Here is a 13,539-nt window from a genome sequence, read left to right on the forward strand (position 1 = left end):
TGGCGGGTTCAGCGAAACCGACCACGGGGAGTCCACATGTCGTACGCCGCGCTCGTCCGGCCCGCGATCGACCGCGTCTACATCGGAATGCGCGACGCCGCACGCGACCCGGTGCGCCGCCTGACCGAGCAGACCGGGCTGCGCCAGGGTCTGAACAGCAGCTTCTACTTCGGGCTGCTCGCCCGGCCGATGCCCGCCGACGCGTTCGCCGCGGTCACCGCCTACGGCGCGGGTGACATGAGCGACGAATTGGAGCAGGCCATCATGACCGTCGACGATGCCGGAACGTGGTCGCTGACCGACTCGGGCCGGGCGTACACGCTGGCGTTGCAGCAGGTGATCGCCGACGCGGCGCAGGAGCGGTGGGCCCAGACGTTCCGCGGCGCGCTGCCGGGCGAGGCGGCGCTGCCGCGGCTGGCCGAGCTGCTCGCCGTGCTGCTCAAGGCCGGTGAGGCCACCGGCGGTCCCGCGTTCCGGGCGGCGACGCCGGTGTACGAGCCGGCCGGCGCCTCTTCCGCGATGCAGGTCAGCACCCGGCTGGGCGCGCTGCGCCACCACCGCGGCGACGCGCACCGGGCCGCCTGGGCCGCCGCCGGGCTGACCCTGGACCAGCTGCGTGCCCTGTCGCCGACCGACCCCGTGCGGGTGTCGATCGAGCGGGACACGAACCGCCGCGACGAGCCGGTCTACGACGCACTGACCGACGCCGAGCGCTGGGAGCTGCTGGGCCTGCTGGCCGCCCTGCCGAACTGAACCGGTGGGCCCGGGCTGCTTCCCCGGCGGCCCGGGCCCACCGCGACCTACAGGCCCAGGCCTTCCAGCACCGCCGCGCCGGGCAGTCCGGCCAGCACCTTGCCCGGCACGATGAGCTTGCCGCGCCGGTTGCCGGACCCGATCACCACGTACGGCGCGTCCGCGACGGCGGCGTCCACCAGCACCGGCCAGCCGTCGGGCAGGCCGATCGGGGTGATGCCGCCGTACTGCATCCCGGTCAGCTCCACGGCCTCGTCCATCGGCGCGAACGACGCCTTGCGCGCCCCGAGGTGCTTGCGGACCAGACCGTTGACGTCGGCGCGGGTGCTGGCCAGCACCATGCACGCGGCGTAGGTCACGTCCTGGCCGCGCTTGGCGGCCACCACCACGCAGTTGGCGGACAGCTCCGGGGCCACCTCGTACGCCTGGCCGAAGTTGCCGGTGTCGGCCAGCTCCGGGTCGGTGTCGACGACCAGCACCGACTCGACCGGCTCGGTGCCTGACCAACCCGCCAGGGCCTCGGCCACGGGCGCGGCGACGAGATCGGCACGGTCCACGGCGGGCCAGGCCGCCTCGAAGTTCCCGATGGGTGCAGCAGACATGCGACCGATGCTACCCAGACAACCGATAAGCTCGGCGTTGCCATGGAGGGTTGCCAGCTGTTCCCGATTGTGCCGACGAAGGTCGTCAGGCATGGGCATGTATGGTGCCGGGGTGGGGCGTGTGGGCCGGGGTGGCCGGGGGTGAGGAAGTTCGAGCTCCGGCCGGGTTTTGTGGTGCAAGCGTACCGGTTTGCTCTTGACCCGAACGTGGGCCAGGAGGCCGGGTTGCGTTCGCATTGCGGTGCGGCGCGTGCTGCGTACAACTGGGCGGTGTCGTGGGTGACGGCGTCATGGTGGCAGCGTAGGGCCGAGCAGTCCTATGGCATCGTCGACGAGGAGCAGCTCACCCCGTGGCGGCCGCAGTCGCTGCCTGCGTTGCGGAAGGCATTCAACGAGGTCAAGCACACCGATCCGCGGTTCGCCGACTGGTGGGCCGAAAATTCGAAAGAGGCCTACAGTACTGGTCTGGCCAATGCGGCGGTGGCGTTCGATAACTACACCGCCTCCCGCCAAGGCGTGCGCAAAGGCAGGGCGATGGGAATGCCCCGGCGCAAGTCCAAGCGTCGGGCGCGCTTGTCGTGCCGGTTCACGACCGGCGCGATCCGGGTCGAGGCCGACCGCAGGCACGTGACGTTGCCTCGGTTGGGCACGATCCGGGTCCATGAGAACACTCGCAAACTTCAGCGCCGCCTGGCCGCCGGCACGGCCCGGATCCTGTCGGCGACGGTGAGCTTCGCGCGTGGTCGCTGGTTCGTGTCGTTCCAGGTCGAAATCATCCGCGACGCCCCCCGTCCCGCCCCGCCGGGCACGGCCGTCGGCGTTGATCTGGGGGTCAAGCATCTGGCGGTGCTGGCCGACAGCACAGGGAAGATCACTTACGTGCCCAATCCTGGGTACTTCGATGCCGCGCTGGGCCGGCTGCGTCGACTGTCGCGGCGGGTCTCGCGCCGCCAAGGCCCCGACCGGCGTACCGGGCGCACCCCGTCGCGGCGGTGGGTCAAAGCCGACGCCGAACGCAACCGAGTCCACCACCGGGTGGCGAACCTGCGCACTGACGCCCTGCACAAGCTCACCACCAGCATCCGGGCCGATTACGCCACGGTGGTGGTCGAGGACTTGAACGTGGCGGGGATGATGGCCAACCGCCGTCTGGCCCGCAAGATCGCTGATGCCGGGTTCGGGCAGATACGCCGACAATTGACCTATAAAGGCGAGTGGGCCGGTGGGGTCACCATCGCGGCCTCGCGCTGGTTCCCGTCCTCGAAGACCTGCTCGGACTGCGGCGCGGTGAAGACCAAGCTGCCGCTGCACGTCCGGACCTTCAAATGCGGGCAGTGCCCGTTGGTCATGGACCGTGATGCCAACGCGGCCCGTAACCTTGCTGCCCTTGCCACCCTGGCGGCGGCGGCTGGATCGACTGGTACCGGAGGGGCCGGAGACCAGGACGCGCAAGCGTCGAAACCTCGTGGAGCCGACCGTAAGACCCGCACCACCACCCGACCGCCTCGGCGGCCGGGTGGGCGGGCAGGTGGCGCAATCCCGCACCAGCGGACAGAAACGGGAGATCATCGCCAAACCCAAGCGGTCACGCTTCGGCGAGGCATGAACCTTCCCGATCGAAAGGTCGGGATTGCTGATGTCTGACTATGGAATCAGCAACGGATGTCTGTTCTGCGAGATCGTGGCCGGGGCACGCCCGGCGTGGCTGGTGCACGCCGACGACACGGTCGTCGCGTTCCTCGACACCCGCCCGGTGTTCCCCGGGCACGTGCTGGTGGTGCCGCGCGGACACGTGCCGACCCTGCACGACCTGCCCGCCGACGCCGTGGGCGGCTACTTCCAGCAGGTGCAGCGCATCGCCGGGGCCGTCGAGTCGGCGATGTCGGCCCAGGGCACCTTCGTCGCCCTCAACAACAAGATCAGTCAGAGTGTGCCGCACCTTCACACCCATGTCGTGCCGCGCCGCAAGGGCGACGGCCTGCGCGGCTTCTTCTGGCCCCGCACCAAGTACACCGACGACGCCCAGGCCCGCGAGCACGCCGACGCCATCGCCGCCGCGCTCGCCGCCTGAACCGGGCGTGCGGCGAAGGGGCAGCCGCCCCCTCGCCGCACTGGCGGTCAGCGAGCCGGGACGGTCTCGCGGAGGAAGTCCAGCAGAATCGGGTTCAGCTCGTCAGGCCGCTCCATGCTCGGCAGGTGCCCGGCCCAGTCCAGGTGCACATGACGCGACCCGGCGAACTGCTTGTTCAGCCGCACCGCGATGTCGTGGAAGTCGGCGAAGTCGTGCTCGCCGGACACCAGCAGCACCGGGGCGGTGACCGCGGCGAGGTCGACGTCGTGCTTGACCGAGCCGTGCTCCTCCTCCTGCGGGGCGAGCTGCACCTCGAACGCGTGCCGCTGCATCCGCCGCACCAGGTCGCGGGTCGCGTCGTCGGCGAACGGGCCGACCCACGCGGTGACGTTGAGCTCCGTCGCCCCGGCGACGTCGCCCGCTTCCAGCAGCGCGTCCTCCTGGTCGCCGAACGCGCGCAGGCGCTCGCTCGGCTCGTGGTCGGCGACGGCGGTGCACAGCAGCGCCAGTGCGGTCGTGCGCTGCGGGAAGCGGGCCGCGAACTCCAGCGCGACCCGGCCGCCGCCGGACGCGCCGATCAGCGCGGCCTGCTCGGCGCCGAGCTCGTCGAGCAGGTCGGCGACGTCGTCGGCGTTGTTGTAGGGCCGGTCGGGCATCGGGCTGTCGCCGAAGCCGCGCAGGTCGCAGCGCACCACGCGGTAACCCGCGCCGGTCAGGGCCGGCACCTGCGGGTCCCACATGCGCCGGTCGCAGACCGTGGAGTGGAGCAGGACGATCGTCGGGCCGTCACCGGCCACGTCATGTGAAAGAGTCATCGCGGGCCAGGCTAGTGATCAAGGCGGAGCCGCGCCTCCGAGTTATCCCACCGGTGATCTTGCTCACCGCGCCGACTGGAACACCGCCGTCGTCGTGGCCAGGACGTACACGAACAGCAGCACCACGGCCAGCATCGCGGCCCGGATCGCCAGCATCCACGCCTTGCGAGCCGTCTTCACCCCGGCCTTGGCCTTCGGCACGCCGGCGACCGCGGACTTGTACCCGGCGCCCGCCTGCTGCATCTTCAGCCAGCGCCGGCCGACCAGGATCCCCAGCAGCACTCCGATAATGCCGATCATCAGCGCGTCCCCGGACATGCACAAAAAATAACGGCTCGATCGACTCAGTGCGATACCTCATTCATCCACAATGTCCGCCCGCTTCGGGCGCTCAGTGCGGATACACCCGTGGGATCCGGGTGTCCGTCTCGTGGCGGAACTCCTCGATCGCGACGCTGACCTGCCGCATCACGTGCGTGCCCTCGATCCGGTCGAGCAGCAGGTTGCGCGCCGCCAACCCGGCCAGGTCGACGGTGAAGTACACCGCCATCAGCGGGTTGACGAACAGCCGGCTGCCGCCGGTGCGGCGGGTGAACTGCACGTCGCCGTGCAGGCCCTGCAGCGCCGCGGCGATCTGCCCGTTGACGATGCTCGGCCAGCCCGGCGTCAGCGCCCGCGCGTGCACGACCGCCTCCACGTATGCCCGCGCCTGCGGCGAGTCGCCCGGGATCGATAGCGCGCCCAGGTACGCCCCGGCCTGGTCGAGCTCGGCGAGGTTCTCCAGCACCTGCACGTGGTTGACCCCGTGGTACGCGTCGATGCCGAACCCGAGGCAGCAGACCAGCTTGACCGCCACGTCCAGCCCGGCGACCGCGGCGAGGCTGGTCATGTCCTCCTCGGGCGTGCCCAGCCCGGTCTCGTCACCGCGCATGAGGATGTCGGTGCCGCCGTCGACCAGCACGATCGCGTCGGGCCGCAGCAGGTCCACCAGCGCCCGGTACGCCGCCCGCAGCGGCTGCACGCCCGTCTTCGGGAAGGCGTACACCGTTGACGGCAGCCCGTTGAGGTCCAGCCACTGGGCGAGGGTCCGCTCGGGGAAGTAGCCGTCCAGGCCCTCGGTCGCCGGGCCGACCGCGGCCAGGTCAGGTTCCAGCCACACCTCGACGTCCAGGGCGTGCAGGTCCGCGAAAGACAGGTTCGCCAGGTGCACCTGAACGCCGTCGCCGTGCAGCTGCAGGGCCAGCGGCAGTCCCGCGTACACGTCGAAGCCGCCCCCGGCACCGGCGATCAGGACACGCTCGCATCCGGCCAGCGCCTCGAACAGCCCCGGCGTGCGCAGCGACGCCATCAGACGGGATCGGCGGGGAAGTACCGCCCGGCGAGCGCCAGGTATTCGTTGGACTCCAGGAACCGGCCCAGCACGAATCCCGACGCCGGGGTGAACGCCCGCCCGCTGAGCACGTCCTCACCCGGCACGAACTCGGCCAGCACCCCTGGCTGCGCCACGATGTCGGGATTCCACGCGGGGGTGCCCGCGGCGAAGAAGAACACGTCGGTACGGGTGCCCGGCAGGAACCCGTGCCAGAACAGCGCCGGCTCGCCGTCGACCGGCAGACCGGTCTGCTCGGCGATGTGCCGCTTGGCGGCGTTGACCGGGCTCTCCCCGGGCCGGATCGCGCCCCCGGGCAGGCTCCACCGGTTGGCCCGCACCGCGGACTGCTCGTCGCGCATCCGCAGCAGCACGGCTCCGGTCCGGCCCACCAGGGCGGTCAGCACGATACGGGTGGTCATGGGGCGAGCCTACTTCGCATCGTCACCCCCGCGCTGTCCCGCGACGGCGGCTGTCGGACCGGCGGCATAGTCTGGCCGCATGGCCGAACCGAAGACGACGAAGAACGACGGCGACGTCGAGGAGTTCCTCGCGGGGGTCGCCGACGCCCGCCGCCGCGCCGACGCCCTGGCCGTCTGCGAGCTGATGGAGGACGTCACCGGCCAGCCGCCGGTCATGTGGGGCAGCGCCATCGTCGGCTTCGGGCAGTATCACTACGTCTACGCCTCCGGCAAGCAGGGCGACTGGCCTGCCGTCGGCTTCTCCCCGCGCAAGCAGGCCCTGGTCCTGTACGTCGCCGAAGGCTTCGACGTGCACGGCGACCTGCTGTCCCGGCTCGGCCCGGTCACCACCAGCAAAGCCTGCGTGTACGTGAAGAAGCTCGCCGACGTGGACACCGCCGCCCTGCGCGAGCTCGTCGCCGCGGCGTTCACCCAGGTCCACGGGAAGACGATCACCAGCTGACCGGCCGTGCCGACGGCGGACCCGCCCGGCTGGTCACCTAGAGTGAGCCGGTGCTGATCCTGCTGCCGCCCTCGGAGGGCAAGGCCGACACCGGCTCCGGCAAACCGCTCGACCTGGCACGGCTGTCCCTGCCCGCCCTGCACCCGGCCCGCGAGCAGGCCCTCGACGCGCTGATCGCGCTGTGCGCCGGCGACGCCGACACCGCCGCGGACACCCTTGGCCTCAGCCCCGGCCTGCGCGGCGAGATCACCCGCAACACGCAGCTGCGCACCGCCAGGGCACTGCCCGCGGGCAGCCTGTACACCGGCGTGCTCTACGACAACCTGGGCCTTTCCGACCTGCCCGCCCCCGCCAAGACCCGCGCCAAGCGCACGCTGCTGATCTTCTCCGGGTTGTGGGGCGCGCTGCGCATCGACGACCGCGTCCCGCCGTACCGCTGCGCCATGGGCGTCCGCCTGCCCGGCGTCGGCCTGCTCAGCACCCACTGGCGCGACGCCATGGCCCAGGCCCTGCCCGAAGCCGCGGGCACCGGCCTGGTCCTGGACCTGCGCTCGTCGATGTACACCCCCGCGTGGACCCCCCGCGGCGACGTCGCCGCCCGCACCGCGACCGTGCGCGTCCTGCACGAGCGCAACGGCGCCCGCACCGTCGTCAGCCACTTCAACAAGGCCACCAAGGGCCGCCTCGTCCGCGACCTGCTCCTCGACGGCGCCAACCCGCGCACCCCGGCCGAGCTCGCCACCGCCCTGCGCGACCTCAAACACACCGTCGAAGAGCTGCCGCCCGCCAAACCCGGCCGCCCCTGGCAGCTCGACATCGTCGTCACCGAGCTCTGAACTAAATCCTTTGTGCCGGGCGGCCATCGCGGCCTACGGTATGCACACCACCCGGTCAGGACAGGAGGACAGCGATGCGAGCCCAGCACGATCAGCGATGGTCCCCGTCCCGCCGTGCCGTGACCCGCTCGTGGTCCACGGCCGACACCGACGATCCGACCCCGGGTGACCGGCGCGCCTAGCGCCACGCGAACGGCCTGCGCCGCCCGCGCCCCGGATCACCGGGGACGGGCGGTTTCTTGTTCTCCACGCACGCGGGTGTAGCTCAACGGTCAGAGCGCCGGCCTCCAAATCCGAAGGTTGCGGGTTCGAATCCTGCCGCCCGTGCGACACAACTTCATACGCTGCCGGTGTGGCTCAGTGGTGAGAGCACCCGCCTGTCGAGCGGGGGGTCGCGGGTTCGAATCCCGTCACCGGCGCAGCGCACGGTTTAGCGCCGTGAAAAGGGGTATCTCCTCCTGCGAAGGAGGAGCTCGATGGACACCGGACAGATCATCATCTTGCTGATCGTGCTCGCCGCCGTCGCGGCCGCCGCGTACGTCGCCTGGACGGCTATGCGCCGCCAGTCGCTGCGCCGCCGCTTCGGCCCCGAGTACGACCGCGCCGTCGCCGAGCACGACACCAGGACCGACGCCGAGCGCGACCTGCGCGACCGCGAGCGCCGCCACGCGGAGCTGGAGCTGCGCGAGCTCAGCCCGCAGGACCACGCCCAGTTCGTGGTCCGCTGGCACGCGCTGCAGTCGCACTTCATCGACGCCCCGGCCGACGCGGTGGGGGAGGCCGACGTGCTGGTCCGCGACCTGATCACGGCGCGCGGCTACCCGGCCGACGACGACGAGGAGCAGCTCGCGCAGCTGTCCGTCGACCACGCCGCGACGCTCGCCTCGTACCGCGAGGCCAAGGAGATCGCCGACCGCAACAGCCGCGGCGAAGCCGGCACCGAGGACCTGCGGGTCGCGGTGGTCCGCTACCGCGAGCTGGTCGCCCAGCTGCTCGGCGAGGACCCGGTGCCCGCGAACCCCACCCCCGCCGCGGAGCGCGACACCGCCGCGGCTGCCACCCCCCGCCGTGACGAGGAGGTCCACGCATGACCTACGACACCCGAGCCCAGTTCAGCCACGGTCTCGTCGACTCCGACGACGACAACCGCCCGCCGCGGCACGACGGCGTGCCGCACCAGGACCGCACCGACGACGTCGTCGACGGCGAACTCGTCGACAACGGGCCGGAGCACCGTCACGACCAGGACGGTGCCGTATCCGCCGAGGACGCGGCACGCGATGGTGACCCGGTCGAGCCGGTGGACCTCGACGGCTTCGGCGGCACCACCGAGGGCGGCCACGACGTCGCCACCCCCGACGACGGCGACACTTCGGCTCTGGAGGACACCGCCGCCACCGAGCCCGCCGCCACCGACGACCCCGCTCACCCCGAGGCGCACCTCGGCGAGGACCCGGACGAGCGCTTCGACCCGGTCGTCCCGGCCGACGAGGTGCAGGACGAGACGGTCGCGCAGGCCGTGAACGCCGACGACGAGCCCGCCGACACCGAGACCAGGACGCTCGACGACCTGGCCGATGTGGAGGTCCCGGCCGACGACGCCCTCACCGACGAGGCCGTGGCCCGCGACGACACCCCCGACGACGAACCCACCCCGGCCGATCAGGCGGTGGAGGACCTGACCACGCCCGGTACGCCCGTCGACGAGTCCGCCGTCGCCGAACTCACCGGTGCCGACGACACGAACCACCCTGAGGCGACGGCCGACGAGACCCCGGCCGCCGACGACGCGGTGGTCGTGGGCGGCCCGGACGCGGTCGACCCGCCCGCGGCCGAGCCTGCCGACGTCGGTGCGCTGGTCGCCGCGGCATCGCTGTGGCCCGCGGCGGCCGCCGAGGACCTGCGGGACCGGTGGCAGGCCGCGCAGCTGCGGTTCGTCGACGACCCGCCGGCGGTGGCGGCGGAGCTGCGTGACCTGGTCGGTGAGGCCGTACGCACGTTGCAGGAGTCGCTGGCCGACCGGCAGCGGGAGCTGGACGACGCGTTCGGCGACGCCGGCGCGGACACCGAGCAGCTGCGGCTGGCCGTGCAGCGCTACCGCGACTTCCACCAGCAGCTGCTGGAACGGTAAAGACTCCCGGCGGCCGCCTCCTACCTGCCACGTATCGGCCGCCGCCGGGCACGTTTCGCGGGACGTCCCACCTCGGGGGACGTCCCGCGAAACTGCGTCACGGCTTCGGGCTGACCGTCTCGCCGTCGACCTCGACCTTGCCGGCGCACCCGGTGACCAGCGGCGCGGCACGGACGTACAGCTCGTACCGGTCCGCGGTGTACCGCACCGGGAAGTTCTCCTTCGCCCAGACCCTGACCTCGGGATGCTTGCCGATCCGGCGCGGCCGGGCGAACAGCACCCCGTCGGCCGCCGACGCCGCCGCGGTGATCTCGGCGTCGGTCAGCCAGCCGGAGTCGATGCGCACATGCGAGGTGTCGACAAGCCACGGCGGCGTACGCAGCCCCGCGCGGGCCAGCATCGCCTGGTCGTCGGACACGAGAACCACGTCCCGGGGCAGCGCCCGCAGGCAAGCCTCCACCGACGTGTCGGCGAGCACCGGCGCGACCGTGCTGTGCGTGGTGTGCCAGGCCCCCGCCGCGACCGCGGCCACCACGGCCATCGCCCCGGCCCACCGCCGCCGTGGCCCCGTCAGGCGCAGCACCGCCCGCCGGCCCACGGCCCACAACGCCGCCACCCCCAGCACGATCAGCGCCCCCGCCGGTGCGACGAACAGCAGCACGTGGTGCTTGAACACGGGATGGTGCAGGTACCCGTACGGCACGATCGCCGCCGCCCACACCGCGATCGCCGCGACGTCGGCCCGCCCACCCGCCCGGCCCGGCAGGCCCAGCGCGAGCAGCCCGCAGACACCCGCGGTGATGAAGTACGGCAGCCCCCAGTCACCGGTGTTGTCGATCATCCCGACGACGTCGGGGGTGCTCGCGGACTCCGCCGCCCGCAGGTGGAACGCGAACACCTGGTCCCAGGCCGCCCGGCCCGGCCGGATCACCAGCAGCGCCGCACCGGCGGCCACGGCGAACCCGCCCAGCAGGGATCCGGCCGCGGCCGCGGTGCGCCGCACCCACGCCCACCACCCGGTCCCACCCGCTGCGGCGGTGGTCAGCAGCACCAGCGCGAGCGACGGGACGACCACGACCACGATGAGCTTCACCAGCGCGGCCAGGCACAGCGCCGCCCCCGACCCGGCCCACCACCACCAGCGGCCCGGCCGCCCCGCGGTGCGGGCGCGTAGCGCCAGGCACAGCGCGACCCCGCCCAGCGCCGCGGCGGGCAGATCCGCGCCGAACTGGAAGCTGTACCGCTGCACCAGCGGGAACGCCACCACGGCCAGCGCTGCCAGCATCCCGGCCCGCGGCCCGCGCAGCACCGCCGCCATACCGGCCGCACTCGCCGCGAGCAGCACTGCGAACCCGGTCATCAGCATCCGGGCCGCGGTCTCCCCGTCAACGGCTCCGAGCAGCGCGAACGGCTGGGCGACCAGCCATGGGAACAGCGGCGGCTGGGCGTGGAACACCTCGGTGTACGGCCGGGCGCCGTCGGCGATGGCCAGTGCGGTCTGCCAGTACACCCCGTCGTCGTAGTCCAGCACCTGGGTGCGGCTGGTGGCGGCCCGGTAGGCGAACGTCCACGCGGCCGCCGCGGCGACCGCGGCCCACAGCAGTGCGTCGCGTACCAGCGTGGCACGTGAGGTGACGGTGGCAGCAGTCATCGTCGTCCCGTCCAGAGGGTCAGGCGGCGGAGGGCCACGCGACGGCGTCGGCGCGTGGCGGGAGGCCCGCAGAAGCTAACACCGCTAATGGTGACCATGCGGTATCAAAAGCCTGTGTCGTGCATATCCGGCACATCGTGATGCGTGATGCCGGCCCGGCGATCCCGCCGATGTGACGCCATCGCAGCTCAGCAGCTATCCAGGCAGGGCTTCGCGTCAACTGGAGTTGACACCACAGGTTCTGTCAACTTACATTGACAGCATGAGCGACGCGACAAAACTCGCCGCCGCGGCCGGCAGCACCGACCCCGGCGTCGGCCTCCGGGCGGTGCTCGCCCTGCGACGGCTCCTCGAAACCCTCGAGACGCTGCAGGTCGGCAACGCCCGCAAAGCAGGCTGGTCCTGGCAGGAGATCGCCGACGCCCTCGAAGTCAGCCGACAGGCCGTACACAAGAAACACGCCGGCCGCTGGCCCGGACCGGACCGACGGGAGAAGTGATGTTCGAACGATTCACCACCGCCGCACGCGAAGTCGTCAGGGGCGCCCAGGACGAAGCCCGCGACTGCGGCCAGCAGCACTACATCGGCACCGAACACCTCCTGCTCGGCCTGCTCCGACCCACCAGCGGCATCCCGTACGACCTGCTCACCGCCGCCGGCCTCGACCACGACCAGGTCACCGCCGCCATCAGCCGCCACGTCGGCACCGCCGAACCCTTCGGCGCCGCCGACGCCGCCGCGCTCCAGGCCATCGGCATCGACCTCGACGCCGTACGCGCCAAGCTCGAAGAGACCTTCGGGCCCGGCGCCCTCAACCAGGTCACCCCGCCACCCCGGCGCGGCCTGTTCCGCCGCCGCCCCCGCGTCGCCGTCAGCGAAGGCCGCCACATCCCCTTCACCCCGCGCAGCAAGGTCGTGCTCGAACTGTCCCTACGCGAAGCCCTGCGCCTCAAGCACAAGTACATCGGCACCGAGCACATCCTGCTCGGCATGATCCGCGAGGGCAAAGGCCTCGCCGCACTGATCATCACCGAGGCCGGCGTCGACCTCGACGACCTGCGCCGCCGCACCGAAAACGCCATCGCCGCGGCCCGCACCTGAACCAAGCCACGCGGCCGGGGGAGCAGACCCCCGGCCGCGCCGGCTTGACCTGGAGCGCACTCCAGCACCTAGGCTCCCTACCATGATCGACTCCCGCCGGGCCGGCGCGGGAGTCCCGACCAGGGGAGCACCACCATGCGCTACCGCGCCCTAGGCCGCACCGGCATCGAGGTCAGCACCTACTGCCTCGGCACCATGATGTTCGGCACCGTCGGCAACCCCGACCACGACGACTGCGCCCGCATCATCCACCACGCCCTCGACCACGGCGTCAACTTCGTCGACACCGCCGACATGTACTCCGCCGGCGAATCCGAGACCATCGTCGGCAAAGCACTGCACGGCCGCCGCGACGACGTCATCCTCGCCACCAAGGTGCACTTCCCCATGGGCGAAGGCCGCAACCGCGGCGGCAACAGCCGGCGCTGGATCCTCACCGCCGTCGAAGACAGCCTGCGCCGCCTCGACACCGACCGCATCGACCTCTACCAGATCCACCGACCCGACCACACCACCGACATCGAGGAAACCCTCGCCACCCTCGACGACCTCGTCCGCGCCGGAAAGATCCGCACCTACGGCTGCTCCACCTTCCCCGCCGAGGAACTCGTCGAAGCCCACCACGCCGCCGCACGCCGCGCCGTCAGCCGATTCCGCACCGAACAACCCCCGTACTCCCTGCTCGCCCGCGGCATCGAAACCGACATCCTCCCCGTCGCCCAGCGCTACGGCATGGGCGTACTCGTCTGGAGCCCACTCGCCTCCGGCTTCCTGTCCGGACGCGTCAACCGCGACACCGTCGACCTCACCACCGGCCGCGCCGCCCTCACCCCGCACCGCTTCGACCCCGCCATCCCCGCCAACGCCGCCAAATACGACGCCCTCGAACAGCTCACCGCGCTCGCCGCCGACCTCGGCCGCACCCTGCCCGAACTCGCGCTCGCGTTCACCCAGGCCCACCCCGCGGTCACCTCGACCATCATCGGCCCGCGCACCATGGCCCACCTCGACACCGCACTCAAGGGGGCGGAGCTGGCCCTGGACGACGCGATCCTGGACCGCATCGACGAGATCGTCCCGCCCGGCGTGAACCTGTACCGCCCGGACGGCGCCTGGCGCCCGCCGGCCCTGACCGACAGCACCCTGCGCCGGCGCCCGCACGCCGACCGGGCCGCCGCCTGACAGCGCTTACCGGCCGAGGGAGAGTCGCCGTTCCCTCGGCCGGTGCGACGCACCCGGCCGCTGGCTGCGAGGCGTGCCCGCCGCCCGGCCTGCGGCGATCAGGC

Annotated in this window: 16 protein-coding genes and 2 tRNA genes; 12 read left to right on the forward strand and 6 right to left on the reverse strand. The window is 72.1% G+C overall.

The window, feature by feature from the left end:
- Positions 1 to 36 precede the first annotated feature (36 nt).
- Positions 37 to 753 (forward strand): hypothetical protein, encoded by a 717-nt coding sequence (locus AB0B66_RS42825; RefSeq protein WP_360541242.1) that lies wholly within the window; start codon positions 37 to 39, stop codon positions 751 to 753.
- A gap of 47 nt (positions 754 to 800) precedes the next feature.
- Here the strand turns inward: AB0B66_RS42825 and AB0B66_RS42830 are convergent, their stop codons facing one another.
- Positions 801 to 1,355 carry a YbaK/EbsC family protein gene (locus AB0B66_RS42830; protein WP_360541244.1) on the reverse strand — a complete coding sequence of 185 codons (555 nt, stop codon included), beginning with the start codon at positions 1,353 to 1,355 and terminating at the stop codon, positions 801 to 803.
- Between the two features lie 141 nt (positions 1,356 to 1,496).
- On the opposite strand from AB0B66_RS42830, the gene tnpB reads away from it, so the two are divergent.
- On the forward strand, positions 1,497 to 2,999 hold the full coding sequence (tnpB, locus tag AB0B66_RS42835) for an IS607 family element RNA-guided endonuclease TnpB (RefSeq protein ID WP_360541245.1): 1,503 nt from the start codon (positions 1,497 to 1,499) through the stop codon (positions 2,997 to 2,999).
- On the forward strand, positions 2,992 to 3,426 hold the full coding sequence (locus AB0B66_RS42840; protein ID WP_360541247.1) for an HIT family protein: 435 nt from the start codon (positions 2,992 to 2,994) through the stop codon (positions 3,424 to 3,426). The genes tnpB and AB0B66_RS42840 overlap by 8 nt, the downstream gene beginning before the upstream one ends.
- Before the next feature lie 47 nt (positions 3,427 to 3,473).
- On the opposite strand, the gene AB0B66_RS42845 is transcribed toward AB0B66_RS42840, so the two are convergent.
- The 4 genes from AB0B66_RS42845 to AB0B66_RS42860 all read right to left on the reverse strand — a co-directional run bounded on the left by AB0B66_RS42845 (position 3,474) and on the right by AB0B66_RS42860 (position 6,032).
- On the reverse strand, positions 3,474 to 4,241 hold the full coding sequence (locus tag AB0B66_RS42845; RefSeq protein WP_360541249.1) for an alpha/beta hydrolase: 768 nt from the start codon (positions 4,239 to 4,241) through the stop codon (positions 3,474 to 3,476).
- A gap of 63 nt (positions 4,242 to 4,304) precedes the next feature.
- Positions 4,305 to 4,559: a hypothetical protein gene (locus AB0B66_RS42850; RefSeq protein ID WP_360541251.1), complete on the reverse strand. Its 255-nt coding sequence runs from the start codon at positions 4,557 to 4,559 to the stop codon at positions 4,305 to 4,307.
- Positions 4,560 to 4,632: 73 nt separating this feature from the next.
- Positions 4,633 to 5,589 carry a DUF1152 domain-containing protein gene (locus AB0B66_RS42855; RefSeq protein WP_360541253.1) on the reverse strand — a complete coding sequence of 319 codons (957 nt, stop codon included), beginning with the start codon at positions 5,587 to 5,589 and terminating at the stop codon, positions 4,633 to 4,635.
- Entirely contained in the window at positions 5,589 to 6,032 is a 444-nt protein-coding gene (locus AB0B66_RS42860) for an NUDIX domain-containing protein (protein ID WP_360541255.1), read from the reverse strand. Before AB0B66_RS42860 ends, AB0B66_RS42855 begins: the two co-directional genes overlap by 1 nt.
- 79 nt (positions 6,033 to 6,111) lie before the next feature.
- Here AB0B66_RS42860 and AB0B66_RS42865 point away from each other — a divergent pair, with 79 nt between their 5' ends.
- The 6 genes from AB0B66_RS42865 (at position 6,112) to AB0B66_RS42890 (ending at position 9,501) form a co-directional block, all read left to right on the forward strand.
- On the forward strand, positions 6,112 to 6,534 hold the full coding sequence (locus AB0B66_RS42865) for a DUF1801 domain-containing protein (RefSeq protein WP_360541257.1): 423 nt from the start codon (positions 6,112 to 6,114) through the stop codon (positions 6,532 to 6,534).
- 50 nt (positions 6,535 to 6,584) lie between these two features.
- On the forward strand, positions 6,585 to 7,370 hold the full coding sequence (yaaA, locus tag AB0B66_RS42870) for a peroxide stress protein YaaA (protein WP_360541259.1): 786 nt from the start codon (positions 6,585 to 6,587) through the stop codon (positions 7,368 to 7,370).
- A 254-nt stretch (positions 7,371 to 7,624) separates the two neighbouring features.
- Positions 7,625 to 7,697 (forward strand) — tRNA-Trp (locus AB0B66_RS42875).
- 19 nt (positions 7,698 to 7,716) lie between these two features.
- Positions 7,717 to 7,789: transfer RNA gene (locus AB0B66_RS42880), tRNA-Asp, on the forward strand.
- Positions 7,790 to 7,846: 57 nt separating this feature from the next.
- Positions 7,847 to 8,461, forward strand: coding sequence for a hypothetical protein (locus tag AB0B66_RS42885; RefSeq protein WP_360541261.1), 615 nt, complete (start codon positions 7,847 to 7,849; stop codon positions 8,459 to 8,461).
- On the forward strand, positions 8,458 to 9,501 hold the full coding sequence (locus AB0B66_RS42890) for a hypothetical protein (protein ID WP_360541263.1): 1,044 nt from the start codon (positions 8,458 to 8,460) through the stop codon (positions 9,499 to 9,501). Before AB0B66_RS42885 ends, AB0B66_RS42890 begins: the two co-directional genes overlap by 4 nt.
- Positions 9,502 to 9,598: 97 nt before the next feature.
- Here the strand turns inward: AB0B66_RS42890 and AB0B66_RS42895 are convergent, their stop codons facing one another.
- Entirely contained in the window at positions 9,599 to 11,152 is a 1,554-nt protein-coding gene (locus AB0B66_RS42895; RefSeq protein ID WP_360541265.1) for a glycosyltransferase family 39 protein, read from the reverse strand.
- 262 nt (positions 11,153 to 11,414) lie between these two features.
- On the opposite strand from AB0B66_RS42895, the gene AB0B66_RS42900 reads away from it, so the two are divergent.
- The 3 genes from AB0B66_RS42900 to AB0B66_RS42910 all read left to right on the forward strand — a co-directional run bounded on the left by AB0B66_RS42900 (position 11,415) and on the right by AB0B66_RS42910 (position 13,435).
- Positions 11,415 to 11,651: an HTH domain-containing protein gene (locus AB0B66_RS42900; protein WP_360541267.1), complete on the forward strand. Its 237-nt coding sequence runs from the start codon at positions 11,415 to 11,417 to the stop codon at positions 11,649 to 11,651.
- Positions 11,651 to 12,253: a Clp protease N-terminal domain-containing protein gene (locus AB0B66_RS42905; protein ID WP_360541269.1), complete on the forward strand. Its 603-nt coding sequence runs from the start codon at positions 11,651 to 11,653 to the stop codon at positions 12,251 to 12,253. Before AB0B66_RS42900 ends, AB0B66_RS42905 begins: the two co-directional genes overlap by 1 nt.
- 135 nt (positions 12,254 to 12,388) lie before the next feature.
- Positions 12,389 to 13,435 (forward strand): aldo/keto reductase, encoded by a 1,047-nt coding sequence (locus AB0B66_RS42910; protein ID WP_360541271.1) that lies wholly within the window; start codon positions 12,389 to 12,391, stop codon positions 13,433 to 13,435.
- The last annotated feature ends 104 nt before the right edge of the window (positions 13,436 to 13,539 follow it).

This window comes from Catellatospora sp. NPDC049111 (assembly GCF_040648615.1).
Lineage (GTDB): Bacteria > Actinomycetota > Actinomycetes > Mycobacteriales > Micromonosporaceae > Catellatospora > Catellatospora aurea.